The sequence below is a fragment of the Streptomyces sp. 5K101 genome (genome assembly GCF_046506645.1).
GTDB lineage: Bacteria > Actinomycetota > Actinomycetes > Streptomycetales > Streptomycetaceae > Streptomyces.
On sequence record NZ_JBKFFO010000014.1, the window covers coordinates 145,389 to 166,808 of the forward strand.

The window sequence follows — 21,420 nt, forward strand, 5'->3', positions numbered from 1 at the left end:
TCGACCACGCATCGTCTCGGACCTGGCCGGACAGCGTCGACATTCATACCCCCCAGGGGTACGATCGGCGTCGGCGTAACAAGGAAAGGAGTGGCTATGGTTCACGACGTGTACGAAGTGAAGGGCATGACGTGCGACCACTGCGTGCGCGCGGTGACCGCCGAGGTCAGCGCTCTGAGCGGCGTCGAGCAGGTGAAGGTCAACCTCACGACGGGCGAGGTGACCGTCACCAGCAAGGGCCGCCTCCAGTACCGCGAGGTGGCAGCCGCCGTGGACGAAGCCGGCTACGAGCTTGCCGGGCGTGAGGAGAAGTGACCCTCGGCTCACGGGACGCCTTGCGCAGAGCGGCAGCGCACCCCTTGGTCCGGGCCGTCGCTGTCGCACTGCTGCAGTACGCCGCGGCGCGACTGACAGAGCCCGGCTCAGCCTCACCAAGTGCGCGCACCGGATGCGGGAACGACAGATCACCCGCGGCGAAGACCACGGACAGCCAGCGCTGAGCACGAGATGCACCAGAAGGGCGGAACGAACCGGTCCGCCCCTTCCTCGTCCGCACCACACCCTCTGGGCCCCGGTGCCCGTCAATGACGCAGAGGACAGGAGCGGGCACGGCTGAGGGCCGACGTCACCGCCGACCCTCACCCCGCTCGGGGGCAGCAGTTGCCGCGTCCCGCCGCACCAGTCAGTGCCGGTGCTCGCCCGCCCCCTCGTCGTCGCGGCCCGGCTCCTGGGCAGCGGGGCCACCCGCGTGGACGGTGAACGCCGCCGTGCGGACCTTGCCCTCGTGCTGGAAGTCGAGGAAGAGGCGGTAGGCACCCTTGCTGGGAGCCGTTGCCGTGAAGGAGATCTCAGGGCCCGGCTTGGTCCTGCCGTCGCCCGGCTCGCCGTTGGGGTGGGTGACCATGCCTCCTCCCCCGGTTTCTCCGAAGCGTTCGTTCACCACATGCACTGCTCGTGTTCGTATGTCCATGTCCACTGTCCTCTCCGGGTTGATCACGCGAAACGGGAAAAGGGCCGCCCGATGCCTGCGGTGAGACATCGGGCGGCCCCTGAGGTCGGACCTCTCCACTCCCCTGGCTGCACGGCAGCCCATCGGCTATACGCCGACCTGCTCACCGTGCGCGGCAAGGGCGGCCTGGACGGCAGCCGCGGCCGACTTGTCGCTCCGCATCACGAGCAGGGTGACGAGACCACCGATCGCGGCAATCGCGGCGGCGGCGATGAACGCGGCGGAGAATCCGTCGGTGAGGGCGGGCAGGTTGCCGAGTTCTCCGGCGCCCTGGGACATGGCGAGCGCCGTGAGAGCGGCGAGGCCCAGTGCGGAGCCGACGTTGTAGGTGGTGTTGACGATGCCGGACGCGAGGCCGGCCTGCTCCTGCGGCGCTCCGGACAGGGCCGCCATCATCGCGGGGATGTAGGCGAGCGACATGCCCAGCGCGGCGACGAGCGAGGCGGGCAGGACGTCGACCAGGAACGTGCCGGTCGGCTCCACGGCCGACAGCCACACCAGTCCGGCCGCGAGGACGAACAGACCGCCGGCGATCAGGGGCTTGGCCCCGAACTTCGCCAGCAGACGGGCGGTGATCGCGGTCATGAAGATCATGAGGAGCACCGTCATGGGAAGCAGCGCCGCTCCCGAGGCGAAGGCGCCGTAGCCGAGGACCTGCTGCAGGTACAGGTTGAGGAAGTACCACATCGGGATCCACGCGGCGCCGAGCAGCGTCATGGCCAGGTTGGCCGAGCCGAGGCGCGGAACGCGCCAGATGCGGAGCGGCATCAGTGGCGTGCGAACCGACTTCTGGATCACGAAGAACAGAATCAGCAGGGCGGCCGCGCCGACCAGCTGCAGGATCGTGCCCGTCGAGCCCCATCCGACCTCGGGCGCCCGGACCACGGCGAACACGGCGAGCGCCAGGCCGGCGGTGACGGCGACGGCACCCAGGATGTCGACGGAACCGCGGCGGCCCTCGACGGCGGGAAGCAACTTCGTGGCGGCCAGCGTGGCCAGGCCGATGGGCACATAGATGATGAACACCCACGGCCAGCTCAGCCACTCGGTGAACACACCGCCGAGGAACACGCCCGCCGTGCCGCCGGCGGGCGCCGCGGCTCCGTAGAGCGCCATCGCCTTGCCGAGCTCCTTCGGGTTGCGCCCGAAGAGCATCATCAGCAGCGTCATCGCGGCGGGGGCGATGAGGGCGCCACCCACGCCCTGCACGGCGCGGCCTACGACCTCGACCCAGGCCGTCTGGGCAGCCGCCGCGACGACGGAACCGGCGATCATGACGGCCCAGCCGGCATTGAAGACCTTGCGTGCCCCGAGAAGGTCCGACAGGCGCCCACCGAGCAGCAGCAGACCGCCGAAGGCGATGACGTAGGCGTTGAACACCCACTGGAGTTCGCCCTGCGAGAAGCCCAGATCCTTCTGCATCTCGGGCAGCGCCACACCGATGATGGACGTGTCCATGATCACCATGAACTGCGCGGCCGCGAGCACTGTGAGCGCCCACCACCGCCGCGGATTGACCGTTGGCGTTGACATGACCCTATCTCCCCTTTGGAACTTATACCCCTGGGGGGTACCTGTGAAGCGCACCATAACATACCCCCAAGGGGTATGCGAGAGCAAGAGTTCCCGGTCGATCAGCCGCCAGGGGTGGCAGCGGGGGTGACCACCCGTCCGCTGCTCCGGTGGAGCCGAAGAGGGACCACGTACCTGGTCGGCCGGCGGCCGAGGAAGAAGGAGCCCGCCTCCGTGGCGTCCCACCGTCGTCCCAAGCAGCCGAATCCGAGCTACGCGACTGCCCTCACCGTGACCGCTGCTGCGGCCGTCGCGTCGCTATCGACCCAGTCGGCCTCGGCGGACCCTCTTCCCGACCCGAACAAGAAGGGCGTGAAGGCAGAGGTCGACCGGCTCCACGAAGACGCGACGCAGGCCACCGAGAAGTACAACGGGGCGAAGGAGAATTCCGACCGCCTGCAGGAGCAGGTCGAGTTCCTTCAGGACACCGCCGCGCGCAAGCAGGCCGGGCTCAATGAGCTGCGGGACCGACTGGGCTCGATCGCGGCCGGTCAGTACCGCAGCGGCGGGCTGGATCCGTCGGTGCAGTTGTTGCTCTCCGAGGACCCGGACACGTATCTGCAGAAGGCATCGGACATCGACCGGCTGAGCGCCCGGCAGGTCAGTCTGCTCCAGCAGTTCCTGTCCCAGCAGCGTGCGCTGCAGCAACAGCGCAGCCAGGCCGCCGAGAAGCTCAGCGACCTCGAGGACACGCGCAGGGAACTGGGCAGCAGGAAGCAGGAGATCCAGGGAAAGCCGGCCAAGGCACAGCAGTTGCTGAACACCCTCACGGCCGAGGAGCGGGCGAGGATCGCGGCCGAGGAGGAGCGCGCGAACCGCTCCAGCGCCCGGGTGACCTCGGCAACGAGGCCAGTGCGTCACAGCGCGCCGCGGCAGCCTTCAGTGCGGCGGCGTTCGGCCCGAGAACGCGACGGAGGCGGATCACGGCGTTGTGGCCGCCGACCGAGAAGGCACCGCGCGGCGGGTGGACAGTCGCCATTTCGTGGCGAGTCCATAGTAGGACCCTGGAGCCCTCACTTCTGGCTGCCGGAGGCATCAGGCGAAGCGGGTCAGGTCCGCCGACTGCAGCCGCCTCCGTGAATGGTGAGGTGTTCCGTCAGGAAGCCCCAGACGGCAGGTGTCACTGCCCGCGCCTGGTCATCGGCGGTGCGCATGGCGGCGGACAGACCGACCTCCGCCAGGTGTCCGTGCGGCAGCGTGCGAGCGACTGCAGCCGCCAAGGCCGTGGAACGCCACGCGTCGGCGTCCGGGACGATCAGGGTCGGCACCTCGACCGACCGGAGGTCCCCGACGCTCCGAAAGGAGCGGTCGTCAGGTATGGCCGCCTCTCCCTCGTCGTCCTCAGTGTCTTCGACGCTGATCACAACGGCGGCGCGCAGGCGTTGCGGATATGCCATGGCCGCGCGCAACGTGATCGTCCCTCCGAGGCCCCCTGTTGCCTTTGAGCGCAGCCCGCCGAAGGCCGAGGTGATCCATGAGCGCGCCGACATCGTCGACGTACTGCGACCAGGTGTGGCGCGCAGGGCCCACACACACGGAGCGTCCATAACCGCGCACGTCCGGCAGGACCACGGTGTAGGTGTCCGCGAGACGGTGCGCCAGGGGCAGCAGACTCTGATGGTCGGGACGGCCACCGTGCAACAGGATGAGGGCCGGTCCACCACCGAGTACGGCGGCGTGAAGGCGGCAGTCATCACTGCCGCGATAGACGAACTCGCGCATGTGAGCCTCAGGACATGAGATTCCCTCCCAGAGAGCGAGATATACCCCCGAGGGGTACTGCACCTACCCGCACATGTATACCCCCTACCGGTATCGCTGACAAGCGTCGGACCGACGGTGCCGTACCGCGGCGAGCCCCATGCCAGACACGCCGTTCACACCGCCGCTCGGCTCACGCCGACCGGTGGATGCAGAAAGAGCCAGTCAGCCGGGGCGCAAATGCGGAGCGCCGCATCCGGAGGAACGCCCCGGATGCGGCGATTGCCCGCGGTTTCCGCAGGCACCCGGTACAACACCGGGGCCGCGCATGAGGTGATCACGTCAAACGACGCCTCGGCACTAGTGGTTGTTCGCCACTGCCCCAGGGCGGTGCAGCACTTGCCAACTACGCCCCCCGTCCTGCGACTCGTAGACCACATCCCCGGTGTCGGCTGCGAAGAGCTGCGCGGAGCTCACGGCGGCCAACCAGCACCGTCGGCTCCGCGTCCTTCGGCAGCCGGCCGCGTGCGTCCATGCCCGGCCGTCATCGCCGACGAGGACCTGACCATCCGCCCCCAGTGCAACCAGCACACCGGAGTCGGGACTGTCGATCGCGACCAAGTCCGGGACATCGGGGACGGGAGTGAAGGTGTGACCGCCGTCGACGCTCGTCCTCAATCCGTCTGGAGTCGTGGCCGACAGCTGCTGCGGCTTGCTCGCGTGGGCGGCCAGGTCGCCGATGGGAAGTTGTGCCCGGCGATCCCACGTCGCACCTCCATCACTGCTTGCCCAAACCTGGCAGGTCTGACTGTCGAAGCCGTAGAGCATGTCGCCCGCCGACTGCAGTGAGTGGAAATCGGCCCTCCCTTCGGCGGACACGGTCGTCCAGGTGTTGCCGGCGTCAGTGCTGCGGATCAGTCCAAGGTGCGGGGACGTGGCTGTGCGGTCGGTGGCTGAGGGATGACCGCTGGCCAGAAAGGTGCGCGGGCCGGTGACGGTGAAGCCCATCGTGTCCTGACAGCGGTTCGCGACGCGTACGGCTTCGCTGCCGGTCAGGCGGAAGACGCCCAGGTGCCCCCCGGCATAGACCGTGCCGTCGGCCGGGTCGAGACCCAGGCCGTGGAGGTGTCCGGTGCGCGGCTCGGGAGCAGCGGTGGAGGGATCATCACTAGGGTGGAGCCGCACGCCGCCAAGAAAAGCAGGCCAAAGGTCATGAGAGTCGTCACCGTCCGTCGCCGGCGGGACAGGGGCAGCGCAAAGGAACGCACCTGCTGACTCATGCCCCGCATCCTCATCGGGATGCTTCGCCGTCGCCGACGGCAGCGATCCGGGCAACCGAGACCGGTGGTTCGATGCACGGGGCGAAGCCCGGCCGGAGTGACCGCGACGAGTCGGCGGACCGCGGCTTCGGAGAGCCGGAGCCGACTGCGGTGAGGGCATGGAGGCAGTAGCTCGCGAGCTCGTCGGTTGCGACGTCGTCCCGGAGGTGACCGCTCGCCACCGCCTCCGCCGACACACCGCGGAAGAGATCGACGGTCGTGACATATTGATACCCCTAGAGACACAGTGTCTCGTAAACTGCCGTTCGGAGATTTCGCCCCGTGGAGGACGTCTCATGACCGACCCGTCCCAGCCACCTCGCAGCAACCCGCCAGGGGCGCCCCGCTGGGCGAAGGTGTCCGCCATCGTCGTCGGCGTCCTGATCCTGTTGGCCGTAGTCGTGAAGCTCACCGGCCTCGGCGGCGACCACGGCCCCGGCCGGCACATGGGCAACGGAGACACGGCTTCGACCGGCGTCACCGTGATCCAGACGTCCAGCGGCCACCCGGCCGCGTACGCACCGGAGGGTCACCGCTGATGTCCATGCCGCCGCGCCTCCGCAAGGCGGTGCTCACCGCCCACGTCATTACCTCGGTGGGCTGGCTCGGCGCCGTCTTCGCCTACCTCGCTCTCGACGTCACGGCGGTGACCGGCCAGGACCCGTCGACGGTACGCGGCGCCTATGCCGCGATGGAAGTGACGGTGCGGTCCGCCATCGTCCCTCTGGCCCTCGCGTCGGTGTTGATCGGGATCATCAACGCCCTGGGCACTCCATGGGGCCTTTTCCAGCACTACTGGGTGCTGGTGAAGCTCCTCCTCACCGTCGTCGCCACGGCCGTCCTGTTGATCGAGACACGGACAGTGAGCCACCTGGCAGAGACGGCGGCAACCATCGCCGATCCGCGCGGACTACCGGGGACGCTGCCCCATTCCGTGGGTGGACTGGTGGTCCTGCTCCTCATCGTGATCCTCTCGGTGTTCAAGCCGAAGGGCCTGACCCGGTACGGGTGGCGCAAGCACGAGGAGCAGCGGCACAACGGGCGCACCCAGAACACTACGGTCTCCGCGAGGTAGCCCTGGACGCGTACGCAGCGAAATCCTCATGGCCCGGCGGTCGCTGCATGACGACGGTGTGACGGAAGTCCGGTGAGAATCCGGCTCGGAGGGTGGGTTGGGGGCCTCTGACCTGGACCTCTATGGACTGTGTGGACGTTCACGAGCCGCTCAAGACGGCGGGTAGACTCAGGTCACGTGACTGCTGTGTCTGCGAAGCCTCGCATCCCCAATGTCCTGGCCGGCCGCTACGCCTCCACGGAGCTCGCCGTCCTCTGGTCCCCCGAGCAGAAGGTCAGGCTTGAGCGTCAGCTCTGGCTCGCGGTGCTGCGCGCCCAGAAGGACCTGGGGATCGACGTGCCGGACGCGGCGATCGCCGACTACGAGCGCGTGCTCGACCAGGTCGACCTGGCCTCCATCGCCGAGCGCGAGAAGGTCACGCGCCACGATGTGAAGGCCCGCATCGAGGAGTTCAACGCCCTCGCGGGCCACGAGCACGTCCATAAGGGCATGACCTCGCGCGACCTGACCGAGAACGTCGAGCAGCTGCAGATCCGGCTGTCCCTGGAGCTGATGCGCGACCGCACCGTGGCGGTGCTCGCGCGCCTGGGCAAGCTGTCCGGCGAGTACGCGGAGCTGGTCATGGCGGGCCGCTCGCACAACGTGGCCGCGCAGGCCACGACGCTCGGCAAGCGGTTCGCGACGGCAGCCGACGAGTTGCTGGTCGCCTACAGCCGCCTGGAGGACCTCCTCGGCCGCTACCCGCTGCGCGGGATCAAGGGACCGGTCGGCACCGCACAGGACATGCTCGACCTGCTGGGCGGCGACGCCGGGAAGCTGGCCGAGCTGGAGCAGCGCATCGCGGCCCACCTCGGCTTCGCGCACGCCTTCACCTCCGTGGGCCAGGTCTACCCGCGCTCACTGGACTACGACGTGGTCTCGGCGCTGGTGCAGCTCGCGGCGGCCCCGTCCTCCGTGGCCAAGACGATCCGCCTGATGGCCGGTCACGAGCTGGTGACCGAGGGCTTCAAGCCGGGCCAGGTCGGCTCCTCCGCCATGCCGCACAAGATGAACACCCGCTCCTGCGAGCGCGTCAACGGGCTCATGGTCATCCTGCGCGGCTACGCCTCGATGACCGGCGAGCTCGCGGGCGACCAGTGGAACGAGGGCGACGTTTCCTGCTCCGTGGTTCGCCGCGTGGCGCTGCCGGACGCGTTCTTCGCGTTCGACGGCCTGGTCGAGACGTTCCTGACGGTGCTCGACGAGTTCGGCGCCTTCCCGGCCGTGGTCGCCCGCGAGCTGGACCGCTACCTGCCGTTCCTCGCCACGACCAAGGTGCTGATGGGCGCGGTGCGCGCCGGCGTCGGCCGCGAGGTCGCGCACGAGGCCATCAAGGAGAACGCGGTGGCGTCCGCGCTCGCGATGCGCGAGCAGGGCGCGGAGCGCAACGAGCTGCTCGACAAGCTGGCCGGCGACGAGCGCATCCCGCTGGACCGGGCGCAGCTGGACGAACTGATGGCGGACAAGCTGTCGTTCACCGGCGCCGCCGCCGACCAGGTGGCCGTGCTGGTCTCCCGTATCGAGGAGATCGCCAAGCAGCACCCCGAGGCCGCGGGCTACACGCCGGGAGCGATCCTCTGACCCGGCTCCGACCGGCGGACCTGGAGGCCGCCCGCGACCGGCTCGTGCCGGACGTGGTCGCGGACGGCCTCCGTGTTCTGTTCTGCGGGATCAATCCGGGACTCATGACGGCCGCCACGGGCCACCATTTCGCCCGTCCCGGCAACCGGTTCTGGCCGGTCCTTCACCTGTCGGGGTTCACGCCCCGGCAGCTGAAGCCGTCGGAGCAGCACGAGCTGCCGGCTCTCGGGCTGGGGATCACGAACGTGGTGGCGCGGGCCACGGCACGCGCCGACGAGCTGAGCGCGCAGGAGTACCGCGAGGGCGGGCGGATTCTCACGGCGAAGGTGGAGCGGCTGCGGCCGCGCTGGCTCGCGGTGGTGGGAGTGACCGCGTACCGCACGGCCTTCGGCGAGCGCGGGGCCGCGATCGGGCCGCAGGAGCGGACGATCGGTGACACCCGGATCTGGGTGCTGCCCAACCCGAGCGGGCTGAACGCCCACTGGACGGCGCAGACCATGGCGGCGGCGTACGGGGAGCTGCGCGAGGCGGCCGGCGCCGCTGTCCGAGCGGGCCGCCGGGGCGGCCTCAGGGCGGGTCCGTCTCCGTGACGACCGCGAGCAGTTCCCACCGGTGCTCGTCCGCGCGTGCGACGCCGACGGCAATCCAGTGGCCGTCCACCCGCCAGAGGTGCAGGTCGTCGGTGAGATGACTGAGCTCCTCCCACGGGTCCGGTATGTCCTCCCCCGAGATGCTTCTCACGAACACCGACCACAGGGCGACCCGCTGCGGCTCACCCCAGCGGATGGCGACCGCGTCCGCCAGCGCCTCGAACTCGGCGTCGCACTGCTCGCCCGCCTCCTCCTGCCGCATGCCGCACTCCTGCCCCTCCTCCGCCGCCGTGGGGAGCCGGGCGAGATGGAAACCGGGGCCACTGTCGCCGAGCTCCGACCGGCCGCGCTGGGCCGGGAACGCCCGGCCTCGCAGCAGGTCGATCGCAGCGAGGTGCTGTGCCGTGGTCATGACGCCAGTAAAGCGGCCCCTACTGACAATTGGCACACCGTCAGGCGGCGTTCGGCCACGGCGGGCGCCGCTTCACGCCTCGGCGGCCCGTACCGCGCCAGGAGCCGGCCGTCCCTGCGGGCCTCCGGGACGGGCGCGCGGCGGGCGGCGGCAGCGAGTACGATCCGGCAGACACGCGCTCGAGCTGGAAGGACACACAGTGGGGCGGCTGACCGGCGGAGACCCGTCGCTGCTGCGGCGGATCAACTCCGCAGTGGTACTCCATTCCCTGCGGGGCGCCGACACCTCCACGCTCACGGATCTGACCCGGATCACGGGACTGTCCAGGCCGACGGTCGAGGGTGTGGTCGAGGGGCTGATCGAGGCCGGTCTGGTCGTCGAGAGCGTTCCCGAGGAGGGCGAGGCGCGCCGGCAGGGGCGCCCGGCCCGCCGGTTCCGGTTCCGCGCCGAGGCCGGTCATCTGCTGGGCGTCGAGATCGGGGCGCACCGGGTCGCGGTCCTCATGTCGGGTCTCGACGGGCGCATCATCGGCGCCGGTTCCCGGGACGTGTCCGAGACGGCGTCCGCCGACGACAGGCTGGAGAAGGTGCGCACCGTCGTCGCGGACGTGCTCCGCAGGACCGGTGTGGCGCGCAGCAGTCTGTGGGCGGTGGGCGTGGGCTCACCGGGAATCGTGGAGGCCGACGGCACGGTGCGGCTGTCCACCGCGCTGCCCGGCTGGACGGGACTGCCGCTCGGGGACCGGCTGCGCCGGTCCTTCCGCTGTCCGGTACTGGTGGAGAACGACGCCAACGCGGCCGCGGTCGCCGAGCACTGGAAGGGCGCGGCCACGGACTCGGACGACATCGTGTTCGTCCTCGCCGGGCTGAGCCCGGGTGCCGGATCGCTGATCGGCGGCAGGCTGCACCGGGGCTACGGCGGCGCGGCGGGCGAGATCGGGGCGCTGCACCTGCTGGGCCGCGAGGTGACGCCGGAGAAGTTGCTGTCGACGACGGACGAGCCGCTGCACCCGCTGGACGAACAGGCGGTCGCCGACGTGTTCTCGCTCGCGAGGAGCGGCGACGAGCGGGCACGGGCCGCTGTCGACCGTTTCAACCAGCGCCTGGTGCACGACGTCGCCGCGCTGGTGCTCGCGCTCGATCCGGAACTGGTGGTGATCGGCGGCTGGGCGGCCGGTCTCGACGGCGTACTGGAGCCGCTGCGCGACGAGTTGTCCCGCTACTGCCTGCGGCCGCCACGGGTGACGCTGTCGCGGCTGGGCGAGGCGGCGGTGGCGACGGGTGCACTGCGGTTGGCGCTCGACCACGTGGAGGAGCAGCTGTTCGCCGTGGAGGGCACGGTGACGGCCCGCCGTTGAGACCGGCCGGGCCCGAACTGTCCACGGGCGGACGGCCCGCCGCCGGACGATAGCTGCGCGGGCACCGCACACCGTCGTCCGGAGGCGGACGCCCCGCCGTCGTCCGGGCGCGTACCTCCAGTGCGCCGGACACCCGCCCGCAGGCGGACGGCCCGCCGCCCGGCGATTGCCCCGCGGCGGGCCGCAGGAGAAGACGGCGGGGCCTCCGTCAGGAGGCGCGGCGTTCCTCGGACCCGTGGCTGATCTCCAGGTCCCCGTAGGCGCCGAAGGTGAGCCGGCAGGTGTCGGCGCGGTACGTCGCGACGGACAGGGCGGCCGTGCGGCCCTCGGCGAAGTAGCGCGTGGTGACGACCAGGACGGGGGCGCCGGGCAGCCGGTCCAGCTCCTTGGCGTCGACGGCGCCGGCGGAGCCCAGCTCCACCGCGCGGTCCTGGCCCTCCAGGTCGAGGCGCGCCAGTTCGCGCAGGACGCCGCGGGCGAGCGCGGGGCCCGAGGGGGCGTCGATGGCCGGAAGGTCGGGCACGGAGGAGGCCGGGACGTACAGCAGCTCCGTGGCGACGGGCTGGCCGTGGTCGGCGCGCAAACGGCGCACCACGTGCGTCTCCTCGTCGCCGTCGAGGTCCAGCAGGCGCGCGACGGACGCGGGCGGTACCGCCGGGCCGCACTCGGTGGGCTGCCACGCGTCGGTCGCACCGGCGCCCGGCCACTCGTGCGGCGACGGCGAGACGTCGACGCCCATGCGGGGCGGGGCGACGGTGGTGCCGACACCGCGGCGGCGCTGGAGGCGGCCTTCGAGCTCCAGTTGTTCGAGCGCCTGCCGGAGCGTGGCGCGGGCGACTCCGAAACGGGCGGCGAGATCACGCTCGTTGGGCAGGATCTCGCCCACCGTGAAGTCGGAGTCGAGCGCTTCGCCGATCACGGTCTTGAGGTGCCAGTACTTAGGTTCCGGCACCGTGTCCAGCTGCGTGGTCCCCACCCTGATCCTCCGCAATCGCCGTGCCCGGCGGCTTTCCGCGCCCTTGTTTATTAAAGGTCCCTGCACTATCCCTGCGACCATAGGACGGGCCCCACCCTTGGTCAAGACCAATACCGCGGCGGTCACGCAGCGGTGCCGCTCGGCTTCGCAGAGCGTTCACGCCGGTTCGTACCGAAGGCGTCGCGGACAGCACAAGACCCCGCGTCCGAAAGCGGACACGGGGTCTGACGTGCGGCGCGGGCGGTTTCAGGCCGCGTCGGCGGGGACGAGCGAGGTGAGCTTGTCGGGGTTGCGGACGATGTAGACGCAGCTGATGCGCCCGTTGAGGACCTCCAGCTGGAAGACGGTGTCCGGCCGCCCGTCCGACAGGACCAGCACCGCGGGGGCACCGTTGAGCTCGACGAACCGGACCTCCATGGCCGCGAGCGGCTCGCGGGCCACCGCGAACAGGAAGCGGCCCACCTTGTCGGCGCTGTGCATGACGCGCAGCGGCGCCTTGGTCTTGCCGCCGCTGTCGCCGACCAGGGTCACGTCGGGGGCGAGCAGGGAGAGCAGTCCGGACAGGTCGCCGCCGGACGCCGCGGCGAGGAACCGTTCGGTGAGGGCCCGGCATTCATCGGGGTCGACGTCGTAGCGGTGCCTGCGCTCGTCGACGTGCTTGCGCGCCCGGCCGGCCAGTTGGCGCACGGCCGCCTCGGACTTCTCCAGGATCGCCGCGATCTCCGCGTGCGGGAAGCCGAAGGCCTCCCGCAGCACGAACACCGCGCGTTCGAGCGGGGAGAGGGATTCGAGGACCACGAGCACGGCCAGCGAGACGGAGTCCGCGAGGACGGCCTGCTCGGCGGTGTCGGGGACCGACGGGCCGAAGTCGGTGACGATCGGCTCGGGCAGCCAGGGCCCCACGTACGACTCGCGGCGCGACTGGACGTGCCGCAGCCGGTCGATGGCGAGGCGGGTCGTGATGCGCACCAGGAAGCCGCGCGGCTCGCGCACGTCGTCGCGGGCGTCCGCGGACCAGCGCAGCCATGCCTCCTGAACCACGTCCTCCGCGTCGGCGACGCGCCCGAGCATGCGGTAGGCCACGCCGGTCAGGACGGGCCGGTGTTCTTCGAAGACGTCGGTCACGGTGTCTGTTGCCACGATTCCATCCCAACCGACGCAGCCCCTGGGTGTCCAGGAGGTATTGGTGCGGCACGCGGCACATCGGCCCCGTCCTGCCGCGGTTCTTGAACTGCGGCCTACCGAGCGGTAATTGTTACTGACAAGCCGTCTACAGCCTTAGGGTGCTCAGGGAGCTGGCGTACATGGCCGAAGAGATCTCGTTCGCCGTCCGGGCCGCCGACGGCAGCCGCACGCTGTCCCTGCACTACGAGCGCAGGGGCGCCGGCGAACCCCTGCTGCTGCTCCACGGTATCGGCCACCACTGGCAGGCCTGGGAGCCCGTGATGGACATCCTCGCCACGGAGCGGGACGTGGTCGCCGTGGACCTGCCCGGCTTCGGGGCGTCGCCCGCGCTGCCGGACGGGCTGCCGTACAGCCTCGGCACGGTCGGTGCCGCGCTGGGCGCGTTCTGCGAGGCCATCGGCATCGAGCGCCCGCACGCCGCGGGCAATTCGCTGGGCGGCCTGCTCGCCCTGGAGCTCGGCCGCGAGAAGCTCGTCCGGTCGGTGACGGCCCTGTCCCCCGGCGGCTTCTGGTCGGAGCGCGAGCGGATCTACGCCTTCGGGCTGCTGCGCGCGATGCGGGTGGGCGCCACGTCGATGCCCGGGCCGGTGATCGAGCGGCTGTCCCGCTCGGCCGCCGGCCGGACGGCGCTGGTGAGCACCATCTACGCCCGGCCCGCACGCCGTTCGCCCGAGGCCGCCGTCGCCGAGACGTACGCCCTGCGCAGGGCCACCGGCTTCCACCAGACCCTCGCGGCCGGCCGGGACGTGCTGTTCACCGACGACATCCGCGACATCCCCGTCACGATCGGCTGGGGCACCAAGGACCGGCTGCTGCTGCGCCGCCAGGGGGTGCGCGCCAAGCAGGTGATCCCCGGCGCACGGCTCGTACGGCTGCCCGGCTGCGGCCACGTGCCGATGAGCGACGACCCGGCGCTCGTCGCCCGCGTCCTGCTGGACGGCAGCCGCTGACGCCTCCCCGGGTGCCCGGTCGGAGCGGTGCGCGGGCACCGGGCACCAGGCGGGTCCCGCTGTTCACTTGGGGTTCGTGTCCCGGCCGTGGCCGGGCACTAGGCATGGCGGCAGACCGTCCGGACCCCCCGTATGGAGGCGCAGCGATGTCCCAGACCCCCCGGAGATTCACCCCCGCCCGCCGTTCCGTCCTGCGTGGCACGGCCGCCGCTTCGGCCGCGCTGGCCCTGCCGGCCGTGGGATCGACCCCCGCCCTGGCGCTGTCGGGCCGGCCTCGCGCGGCGTGGGGGGTGCAGACCGGCGACGTGACGACGACGTCGGGGCTCGTCTGGGTGCGTTCCGACCGGCCCGCCCGCATGATCGTGGAGACCTCGGCGACGGAGTCCTTCCGCCGGCCGCGCACCTGGCACGGTCCGCTGCTGGGCCCGGACACCGACTTCACCGGGACGACCGCGCTGCGCGGGCTGCCGCCCGGCGAGCAGGTCCACTACCGGGTCACGCTCGCCGACCCGGACGACCCCCGGCGCACCGGCGAGGCGGTCCGCGGCACCTTCCGCACCGCGCCCGCGCGACGCCGGCAGGGTGTGCGGTTCCTGTGGTCCGGCGACATCGCCGGGCAGGGCTGGGGCATCAACCCGGACATCGGCGGCTACCGCGCGTACGAGGAGATGCGCCGTCTCGATCCGGACTTCTTCCTGTGCAGCGGCGACACTGTCTACGCGGACGGGCCGCTCGTGCCGGCCGTGACCCTGCCGGACGGGCGGGTGTGGCGCAATCTGATGACCGAGGAGAAGTCCAAGGTCGCCGAGACGCTGGACGAGTACCGCGGGAACTTCCGCTACAACCTGCTCGACGAGAACGTGCGGCGGTTCAACGCGCAGGTCCCGACCATCGTGCAGTGGGACGACCACGAGGTGCGCAACAACTGGTATCCGGGCCAGATCCTCGATGACGCGCGGTACACGGAGAAGAACGTCGACGTGCTCGCGCGGCGCTCGATGCGGGCGTTCGCCGAGTACTTCCCCGTCGGAACGCTGTCCGCGCGCGGCAGCGAGGGCCGCATCCACCGGGTGGTGCACCACGGGCCGCTGCTGGACGTGTTCGTCCTCGACATGCGCAGCTTCCGCAACGCCAACTCGCCGGGCCGGCAGGCGGACGACTCCCAGGGCATCCTCGGCGCGGAGCAGCTCGCCTGGCTCAAGCGCGAGCTGTCCCGGTCGCGGGCGGTGTGGAAGGTGATCGCCTCCGACATGCCGCTCGGCCTGATCGTGCCGGACGGCTCGGCGAACTTCGAGGCCGTGGCGCAGGGCGACCCGGGGGCGCCGCTCGGACGCGAACTGCAGATCGCCGACCTGCTGCGGTACATCAAGCACCGCCGTATCACCGGCACGGTGTGGCTGACCGCCGACGTGCACTACACGTCGGCCCAGCACTACGCGCCCGAGCGTGCAGCGTTCAAGGACTTCGCGCCGTTCTGGGAGTTCGTCTCCGGCCCGCTCGCCGCGGGCGGTTTCCCGGCGAACGCGCTCGATGCGACGTTCGGCCCCGACCGGGTCTTCGTACGCGCCCCGCAGCGGGCGAACGTGTCCCCGATGGAGTCGCCGCAGTACTTCGGCGAGGTGGACATCGACGGCGACAGCGGCGAGTTGACGGTGCGGCTGCGCGCCGAGGGCGGATCGGTCCTGTTCACGAAGACGCTCCAGCCGGGGCGCGTGGGGCAGTAGCCGCGGGCGCGACCGGGAGCGCGGGCGACACAGGACCACATGGTTGACAGGGGGTCAGTGGATCCGGTGAACGCCGGATGTCGGCCTGTCCCCCGCCGCGGCGAACCTGCTAGCTGTGAGCGCCGTAGCGAAATGTACACGCTACGACAAATTGCCCGGAAAGACCGCATTGCTCTCCGGGCTCGATGTCCTCAAGAAAGGTCTGGGATGCCCAAAATCTTCCCTGTGGCCCTCCTCGCGCTCACTCTTGCCGCCGCCCCGCTGACCGCGGCGGTGGCCAAGGCTCCTCCGCAGTCCGACCAGGTCCCCGGCAGTTACATCGTGACTCTCAAGGCCGCAGCCGATGCCGACGACGCCGGCGCCGACGCGGAGGCGGCTGTGAATGCGGCGGTCGAGCAGGCCACCACCCTGGGTGCCGATGTGCGGCACGTGTACCGCTACGCCCTCCAGGGCTACTCCGCGTCCATGAGCCCGGACGTCGCGGCCACGCTCGCCGACGACCCGCGGGTGAAGTCGGTGGAGCCCGACCGGCGGGTACAGGCCACCGCTCAGTCCGTTCCGACCGGGGTGGACCGGGTGGAGGCCGACAAGAGCCCCACAGCGGCCATCGACGGCGCCGACACCCGGGTGAACGCCGACGTCGCCGTCATCGACACCGGGATCAACCCGGACCACGCGGACCTCAATGTCCACGAGGCCGGCGGCAAGAACTGCTGGCTGCCCATCCTGGCCCCCAACGACTGGCACGGCCACGGCACGCATGTCGCCGGAACCATCGGCGCCCTGGACAACGGCACCGGGGTGGTCGGTACGGCACCGGGCGTCCGGCTCTGGCCGGTGCAGGTGCTCGACCCCCTGGGCAGCGGCACCACCTCGGCGGTCGTCTGCGGCATCGACTACGTCACCCAGCACGCCGACGAGATCGAGGTCGCCAACATGAGCCTCGGCGGCGCCGGCACCGACGACGGCAACTGCGGCAGGAGCAACAACGACGCCATGCACCAGGCGATCTGCAATTCCGTCGCCAAGGGCGTCACCTACACCGTGGCGGCCGGCAACAACCACGCCGACGCCAAGAACATGATCCCCGCCGCGTACGACGAAGTGATCACCGTCAGCGCCCTGGCCGACTTCGACGGCAAGCCGGGGGGTCTCGGCCGGCCGACGTGCCTCAGCGACCAGGACGACACCTTCGCCGACTTCTCCAACTACGGCTCCGACGTCGACCTGATCGCGCCCGGCGTGTGCATCCGCTCCACCTCCAACACCGGCGGCTACACCACGCTGTCCGGCACGTCGATGGCCGCTCCCCACGTCGCGGGCGGCGCCGCGCTGTACCGGGCCAAGAACCCCGGCGCACTGCCGCAGAACGTCAAGACGGCTCTGCAGGGCGCCGGCAGCCTCGACTGGACCTGGCCCTCGCAGGACGGCGACAGCACCAAGGAACGTCTGCTCGACCTGACGTCCTTCTGACGGCGGTCACCTGCCCCATGGCGTGGACGCGCACCGGTGCGGGTGCGCGCTCATGCCACGGGTCTGTGGTCAGGAGCCGCGAGCGGCGCTCCGGCGAACGGACCACGCAGGAACCGGCAGCAACGAGGGCCGCCATCCCGTACCGGGGTGGCGGCCCTCGCCGTTCCCGTCGCCGGGAGCGGCCGGTTCCGTGCGACGGCCCTGGCGGGCTCCCCGCCGCCGGTGCCCGGCGGGCCGCTTCGTGCGGAAGGCGGGCCGGTGTCGCGCTCGATGACCACCGGGACCGCGTACCACGGTCGGTGTCAGTGGTGCGTTCTACGGTCCTGCCATGACGCGATCACTGCAGGCGTTCGCCTATTCCCGTGCGTCCGCTCTCGTTTCCGCCCAGGACGGCCGGCTGCTCGGTCTGGAGACGTCGAGCGGGCTCACGCCCAGGGGTGCCGAGGCCCACCCGCACTTCTTCTCCGGCTTCCTCGCCTCGCCGCAGGCCGCCGCCCGCGGCCTGCTCGCCGTGGCCGACGTCGCCGCGGCGCGGTACCACGACCACACGCTCCGCCCGATACTGGACCCGGTCGTCACGGGCAACGGCGACCGGCTGCGCTTCGAGTCCTTCTCCGGCTGCAACGGGGTCTACGCCCGCCTGGACGTGCTGCCCGACGGTCTGGACGGCGCCGACACGGGCCACGGCACGACGAACGTGGACGTCAACAACCCCCTGCGGGAGGCGCTTTCCCGGCTGACCGGCGACGATCCGCTCCATCTGCGGGTCGGGCCGGACGAGTTGGCGGTCACGACTCTCGCTGGCGCGGTGGTGGAGAAGAAGGTGCCCCTTCCCGACCGGTGGCTGCGCGGCTTCGCCGAGGCCCAGGTCGCGACCGTCGGCTTCGACCTGCGGGCCGAGCTGCCCGCGGCCGAGGCGGTGCGCTTCCTGCGGTCGCTGCCGCGTGGTTCGGGCGGCGCCGCGCGGGGCGTGCAGTGGGTCGTGCCCGCCGGCCGGACGCTGCGTCCCACCACCCGGCCGGCCCCCGGTGCGGTGTGCCTGCCGGGTCCCGAGCGGCTCGCCGCGCTCCAGCGGGTGCTGCGCCAGGCGCGGTCACTGCGGGTGTACGGCCCGGTGGCCGACGGGCTGCCGACGGCGAGCGCGTGGGAGGTCGTGCTGCCCGGCATGCGACTGACCCTCACCCTGTCCCCCGACGCCTCGCGCGGCTTCTCCGGAGAGGGCGGCGTGCTGGAGGCCCTGGCCACGGAGGAGGCCGCGGCGGACGCGGAGCTCGTCTCGGTGCTGCTGGCCTGGGAGCCACGGATCGACCCCGCGGACCTCGCGGACCGAAGCGGTCTGACGACCGGGCGGGTGCGCGCGGCGCTGACCCGGCTCGGCACGGCGGGCCGCGTCGGGTACGACCTGGCCGACGCGGCGTACTTCCACCGCGAACTGCCCTGCGACGCCGACCGCGCCGAGCGGCACAACCCCCGCCTGACGGCCGCCCGGGACCTCGTCTCGGCCGGCGCGGTCGACCTGTCCGGCGAGCCGGCGACGGTGTTCTCGGGCGAGCGGCGCTACCAGGTGAGGGACGCGGGCGGGGCGCTGAGCTGCACCTGTCAGTGGTGGACCGGCCATCAGGGCAGGCGCGGACCGTGCAAGCACGCCCTGGCGGTGCGGATGGCCCGGCGCGGTGCGGCGGTCACGGCGCAGACGCTCTCCTCGACGACGGGAGCGATCCGATGACCGGCCTCGCAGCGGCGGTGGGCGAGGGCCGGGTCCGCGATGTGCGCGGACACCTCGCCACGATGACCAGCGAGGAGCGCAAGGCGGCGCTGCCCGTGCTGAAGGAGATCCGGGCCGAGATCCGCGGCTGGGACTGGGACCGCTGGCGCGAGCGCGGCGCCGTCCAGGACGCGCTGCTGGTCGCCGGAGCGGGCTGCCTGTCCGGGGCCGCCGCGGCGGCGGCCTGGATCGGCGCGCGCGACCTGCGCAGTGCGACGGTCGTGCCGTACGGGGTCGTCGCTTCCGTCCTCGCGGACCGGGACTCCGCCTGGCTGGCGGACGTCGCCCATCGGCTCGCCGCCCGCGCCTCCACCGCCCGGGAGGACGCCGCGCTCATCCACGAGCTGGTCGAGATGTCCGGCTGCGAGACGCCGACGACGGACGAGTACGTCGACGGCTGGGCGCTCTCGGTGACCCCGGCCAGGGTCGGCCCGGAAGCCCTGCCCAAGGACCGGCACGCACCGGTCCTTGTGCCCCGCGTGTTCGAGGCGACACCGCTGCCGTCCGCCCTGACCACGTACGACGATCCGGACCATCCCCTGCACTGGCCGTCGACCCTGGCCCGGCTGGCCGAGGAGGGCGTGGTGGACCGCGCGGCGCTGGTCGACGGATGCGTTCTGCGGCTGCTGCGCGGCGGACGCCCCGGCGAGATGCGTTCTCTCCTGCACGTCCTGGGCGCCCTGCGTCTCACCCCGGCCGAGGAGAGCGCCCGCGTCGCCGACTGGTCCGGCATGGCCGCCGACGGCCTGTCGACGGTCGCCGCGCACGCCCAGCAGGTGCTGGGACGGGTCGCCGCGCGCGGCGAACTGTCCACGCGGGCACTGGCCGAGGCGTCGGCGGGTGTGCTGTTCCGTACTGAGAAGAAGCTGGTGCGCGCCCAGTTGGCGCTGCTGGGCAGGGAGCTGCGCCGTGACGCCGCCGCCGCGCCGGAGCTGCTTCCGGTGATCGCCGAGGCGTTCCGCCACGAGGACACCGATGTCCGGGCCCGCGCGCTGAAGCTCGTCGCACGGTACGTCCCGGCGGTGGACGACGACGTCCGGGAGGAGCTCGCCGCATCGGCCGTGCTGCTCGGCCCGGCGCACCGCGCCGAGACGGAGGCGGTGTTCGGCGCGCTCGTGGACGGCGGCGGGGCCGTGTACGAGGAGTACGAGGAGAGCCTGCCGCCGGTGCCGTCGCCCCGGCGACTGGACCCGGCGCCCGCGTCGGTCGCCGAGGTGGTCGAGCAGCTGCTGGTGCTCGTGCGCGGTGAGGAGGACGTGGTCGCCTTCGAGCGCGTCCTGGACGGTGTTGTGCGGGTGGCGTACCGGGAACGGGAGGCGCTGGCCGAGGCGTTGCGCGCCGCGATGACGGGCCGGTGGTGGACGGCCGGCGAGGCCGAGTGGGCCGACGAGAGCTTCTCGCAGCGCACGCGCGGCCTGGAGGTGGTCGCCGCGGCGCTGATGGGCCGGCTGTCGGCCCGGATGCTCGACCGGGCCAGGTCGCGTCCCGTCCGTCCCGGGCTCTGCGCCCACGCGGGCCTGGCGCACGCGGTCGACTCCCGCCTGTGGGAGGCGGCCTGCTTCCTGATCACGCGGCCGCTGCCGTTCCTGCTCGCGACGCCCACCTGGCACACGGGGGCGCTGGACGCGGAGGTGCTCGTCGACCGGCTCCGGGAGTACGGACGGCTGGGGGCGCAGCCGGCTCCGGTGGACTTCACGCAGGCCCTGCTGCGCGTGCGGCGGGACGGGGCCGAGGCCGCCGCGAAGGCCGCCGCGGGGCTGGGCACGCCGGAGGGCGACCGGCTGGCCGCGTGGCTGGCCGAGCCGGAGTCCGCGGTCCCGGCGCTCCGCGCGGCCACCGCGGACGACGACGGCGGCGCGCAGGCTACGGCAGGGGCCGGGCTGGGCCGGCGCATCGTCGAGACACGGGAGAGGCTGGCGTTCAAACGGGAGTTCCCGCGCCCGCTCCAGTGGCTCGGTCACGCGCAGGACGCGCCGTCGCAGCGCTGCTACCACTGGGAGGGCGGGTCGCGGTACTGGCCCGCCGTGCTGCCGCAGGACCGGGAGGCGCTGGCGATGTGGCTGCTGCCGGGGGTGACGGCGACGGCCCGTGACGACGCCCGGGGGGACGCCTGGTGTCTGCCGGTGCTCGCCGAGGCGGAGGGCCGCCCGGGCCCGTATCTGCAGCGCGCCCTGGCCGCCGGGCTCGGCGCGCGGTACGGCGAGGACCGGCTGGCCGCGGTGGACGCGCTGCTCGTGCTGGCCGCACGGCGGCAGCTCGACACGGAGCTGGTGGGCCGGGAGGTGGCGGAGCTGGTGCGGCACGGCACGGTCAAGCCCAACCGCTCTGCGGACGCGGCCCGTACGGCTGCGGCGACCGGGGCGTACGGGACGGTGTGGGCACTGCTGTCGGCCGCTCTGCCCGCGCTGTCGGCTCTTCGACCCGCTCCCCGAGCCCTGGGCGAGATACTGGAGGTGGCCGCCGACTGTGTGGAGCGCTGCCGTCCGGCTCCCGCGTCGGGGGGCGGGGGCTCCGGCCTGGTTCCGTGGCTCACGGAGCAGGCGGTACGGGGCGGTTCGTCGCGGCTCGTGGTCCAGGCGCCGCGGCTGCTGGCCGCACTGTGTCAGGGAACCGAACAGCGCACGCCAGAAACGGCCAAAACCTGCTTTTAGCAGTCCAAATGGGCGCTTAACCCATCAGTCACAAAGCGTTC

At 71.9% G+C, this 21,420-nt stretch carries 17 protein-coding genes and 2 pseudogenes; 12 read left to right on the forward strand and 7 right to left on the reverse strand.

Features of this window, described 5'->3' with window-relative positions:
* Nucleotides 1–96 precede the first annotated feature (96 nt).
* Nucleotides 97–315: a heavy-metal-associated domain-containing protein gene (locus ACLB9X_RS25665; RefSeq protein ID WP_410362755.1), complete on the forward strand. Its 219-nt coding sequence runs from the start codon at nucleotides 97–99 to the stop codon at nucleotides 313–315.
* Nucleotides 316–682: 367 nt separating this feature from the next.
* Here ACLB9X_RS25665 and ACLB9X_RS25670 read toward each other — a convergent pair.
* Nucleotides 683–946: pseudogene (locus tag ACLB9X_RS25670) on the reverse strand (hypothetical protein); the annotation flags it as partial.
* A 150-nt stretch (nucleotides 947–1,096) separates the two neighbouring features.
* Nucleotides 1,097–2,542 (reverse strand): MFS transporter, encoded by a 1,446-nt coding sequence (locus ACLB9X_RS25675; protein ID WP_410362756.1) that lies wholly within the window; start codon nucleotides 2,540–2,542, stop codon nucleotides 1,097–1,099.
* A 213-nt stretch (nucleotides 2,543–2,755) separates the two neighbouring features.
* Between ACLB9X_RS25675 and ACLB9X_RS25680 the strand changes: the two are divergent.
* Nucleotides 2,756–3,471, forward strand: a pseudogene (locus ACLB9X_RS25680) (coiled-coil domain-containing protein); the annotation flags it as partial.
* 451 nt (nucleotides 3,472–3,922) lie between these two features.
* Here the strand turns inward: ACLB9X_RS25680 and ACLB9X_RS25685 are convergent.
* Together ACLB9X_RS25685 and ACLB9X_RS25690 are read right to left on the reverse strand one after the other, a co-directional pair.
* Nucleotides 3,923–4,303 carry an alpha/beta fold hydrolase gene (locus tag ACLB9X_RS25685; RefSeq protein WP_410362757.1) on the reverse strand — a complete coding sequence of 127 codons (381 nt, stop codon included), beginning with the start codon at nucleotides 4,301–4,303 and terminating at the stop codon, nucleotides 3,923–3,925.
* Between the two features lie 339 nt (nucleotides 4,304–4,642).
* A complete protein-coding gene (locus ACLB9X_RS25690) occupies nucleotides 4,643–5,617 on the reverse strand; it encodes a F510_1955 family glycosylhydrolase (RefSeq protein ID WP_410362758.1) in 975 nt (324 codons plus the stop codon).
* 280 nt (nucleotides 5,618–5,897) lie between these two features.
* Here ACLB9X_RS25690 and ACLB9X_RS25695 point away from each other — a divergent pair, with 280 nt between their 5' ends.
* The 4 genes from ACLB9X_RS25695 to mug all read left to right on the forward strand — a co-directional run bounded on the left by ACLB9X_RS25695 (nucleotide 5,898) and on the right by mug (nucleotide 8,886).
* Nucleotides 5,898–6,140 carry a hypothetical protein gene (locus ACLB9X_RS25695; RefSeq protein WP_410362759.1) on the forward strand — a complete coding sequence of 81 codons (243 nt, stop codon included), beginning with the start codon at nucleotides 5,898–5,900 and terminating at the stop codon, nucleotides 6,138–6,140.
* Nucleotides 6,140–6,676: a hypothetical protein gene (locus tag ACLB9X_RS25700; RefSeq protein ID WP_410362760.1), complete on the forward strand. Its 537-nt coding sequence runs from the start codon at nucleotides 6,140–6,142 to the stop codon at nucleotides 6,674–6,676. The genes ACLB9X_RS25695 and ACLB9X_RS25700 overlap by 1 nt, the downstream gene beginning before the upstream one ends.
* 177 nt (nucleotides 6,677–6,853) lie before the next feature.
* On the forward strand, nucleotides 6,854–8,296 hold the full coding sequence (gene purB / locus ACLB9X_RS25705) for an adenylosuccinate lyase (protein WP_410362761.1): 1,443 nt from the start codon (nucleotides 6,854–6,856) through the stop codon (nucleotides 8,294–8,296).
* Nucleotides 8,293–8,886 carry a G/U mismatch-specific DNA glycosylase gene (gene mug, locus ACLB9X_RS25710; protein ID WP_410362795.1) on the forward strand — a complete coding sequence of 198 codons (594 nt, stop codon included), beginning with the start codon at nucleotides 8,293–8,295 and terminating at the stop codon, nucleotides 8,884–8,886. The genes purB and mug overlap by 4 nt, the downstream gene beginning before the upstream one ends.
* Here mug and ACLB9X_RS25715 read toward each other — a convergent pair.
* Complete coding sequence (locus ACLB9X_RS25715; RefSeq protein ID WP_410362762.1) at nucleotides 8,864–9,298, reverse strand: hypothetical protein; 435 nt, start codon at nucleotides 9,296–9,298, stop codon at nucleotides 8,864–8,866. The two genes, mug and ACLB9X_RS25715, sit on opposite strands and share 23 nt — an antisense overlap.
* Nucleotides 9,299–9,497: 199 nt before the next feature.
* Between ACLB9X_RS25715 and ACLB9X_RS25720 the strand changes: the two genes are divergently transcribed.
* Nucleotides 9,498–10,655, forward strand: a complete 1,158-nt coding sequence (locus ACLB9X_RS25720; RefSeq protein ID WP_410362763.1) for an ROK family transcriptional regulator — start codon at nucleotides 9,498–9,500, stop codon at nucleotides 10,653–10,655.
* A gap of 208 nt (nucleotides 10,656–10,863) precedes the next feature.
* On the opposite strand, the gene ACLB9X_RS25725 is transcribed toward ACLB9X_RS25720, so the two are convergent.
* Nucleotides 10,864–11,631: a GntR family transcriptional regulator gene (locus ACLB9X_RS25725; RefSeq protein WP_410362764.1), complete on the reverse strand. Its 768-nt coding sequence runs from the start codon at nucleotides 11,629–11,631 to the stop codon at nucleotides 10,864–10,866.
* A gap of 246 nt (nucleotides 11,632–11,877) precedes the next feature.
* Nucleotides 11,878–12,771, reverse strand: a complete 894-nt coding sequence (locus ACLB9X_RS25730; protein ID WP_410362765.1) for an RNA polymerase sigma-70 factor — start codon at nucleotides 12,769–12,771, stop codon at nucleotides 11,878–11,880.
* A 164-nt stretch (nucleotides 12,772–12,935) separates the two neighbouring features.
* Between ACLB9X_RS25730 and ACLB9X_RS25735 the strand changes: the two genes are divergently transcribed.
* The 5 genes from ACLB9X_RS25735 to ACLB9X_RS25755 all read left to right on the forward strand — a co-directional run bounded on the left by ACLB9X_RS25735 (nucleotide 12,936) and on the right by ACLB9X_RS25755 (nucleotide 21,379).
* A complete protein-coding gene (locus ACLB9X_RS25735) occupies nucleotides 12,936–13,766 on the forward strand; it encodes an alpha/beta fold hydrolase (RefSeq protein ID WP_410362766.1) in 831 nt (276 codons plus the stop codon).
* A 146-nt stretch (nucleotides 13,767–13,912) separates the two neighbouring features.
* Nucleotides 13,913–15,490 (forward strand): alkaline phosphatase D family protein, encoded by a 1,578-nt coding sequence (locus ACLB9X_RS25740; protein WP_410362767.1) that lies wholly within the window; start codon nucleotides 13,913–13,915, stop codon nucleotides 15,488–15,490.
* Nucleotides 15,491–15,697: 207 nt separating this feature from the next.
* Nucleotides 15,698–16,963, forward strand: a complete 1,266-nt coding sequence (locus ACLB9X_RS25745) for a S8 family serine peptidase (RefSeq protein WP_410362768.1) — start codon at nucleotides 15,698–15,700, stop codon at nucleotides 16,961–16,963.
* 328 nt (nucleotides 16,964–17,291) lie between these two features.
* Complete coding sequence (locus ACLB9X_RS25750; RefSeq protein ID WP_410362769.1) at nucleotides 17,292–18,689, forward strand: SWIM zinc finger domain-containing protein; 1,398 nt, start codon at nucleotides 17,292–17,294, stop codon at nucleotides 18,687–18,689.
* On the forward strand, nucleotides 18,686–21,379 hold the full coding sequence (locus ACLB9X_RS25755; RefSeq protein WP_410362770.1) for a DUF6493 family protein: 2,694 nt from the start codon (nucleotides 18,686–18,688) through the stop codon (nucleotides 21,377–21,379). The genes ACLB9X_RS25750 and ACLB9X_RS25755 overlap by 4 nt, the downstream gene beginning before the upstream one ends.
* The last annotated feature ends 41 nt before the right edge of the window (nucleotides 21,380–21,420 follow it).

What these genes read in the sequence shown, in the direction of transcription:
- ACLB9X_RS25700 (WP_410362760.1), top strand. Translation starts at nt 6,140, where the DNA reads ATGTCCATGCCGCCGCGCCTCCGCAAGGCGGTGCTCACCGCCCACGTC.
- ACLB9X_RS25745 (WP_410362768.1), top strand. Translation starts at nt 15,698, where the DNA reads ATGCCCAAAATCTTCCCTGTGGCCCTCCTCGCGCTCACTCTTGCCGCC.
- ACLB9X_RS25750 (WP_410362769.1), top strand. Translation starts at nt 17,292, where the DNA reads ATGACGCGATCACTGCAGGCGTTCGCCTATTCCCGTGCGTCCGCTCTC.
- ACLB9X_RS25675 (WP_410362756.1), bottom strand. Translation starts at nt 2,542, where the DNA reads ATGTCAACGCCAACGGTCAATCCGCGGCGGTGGTGGGCGCTCACAGTG.
- ACLB9X_RS25715 (WP_410362762.1), bottom strand. Translation starts at nt 9,298, where the DNA reads ATGACCACGGCACAGCACCTCGCTGCGATCGACCTGCTGCGAGGCCGG.
- ACLB9X_RS25665 (WP_410362755.1), top strand. Translation starts at nt 97, where the DNA reads ATGGTTCACGACGTGTACGAAGTGAAGGGCATGACGTGCGACCACTGC.
- ACLB9X_RS25740 (WP_410362767.1), top strand. Translation starts at nt 13,913, where the DNA reads ATGTCCCAGACCCCCCGGAGATTCACCCCCGCCCGCCGTTCCGTCCTG.
- ACLB9X_RS25695 (WP_410362759.1), top strand. Translation starts at nt 5,898, where the DNA reads ATGACCGACCCGTCCCAGCCACCTCGCAGCAACCCGCCAGGGGCGCCC.
- ACLB9X_RS25735 (WP_410362766.1), top strand. Translation starts at nt 12,936, where the DNA reads ATGGCCGAAGAGATCTCGTTCGCCGTCCGGGCCGCCGACGGCAGCCGC.
- ACLB9X_RS25685 (WP_410362757.1), bottom strand. Translation starts at nt 4,303, where the DNA reads ATGCGCGAGTTCGTCTATCGCGGCAGTGATGACTGCCGCCTTCACGCC.
- ACLB9X_RS25755 (WP_410362770.1), top strand. Translation starts at nt 18,686, where the DNA reads ATGACCGGCCTCGCAGCGGCGGTGGGCGAGGGCCGGGTCCGCGATGTG.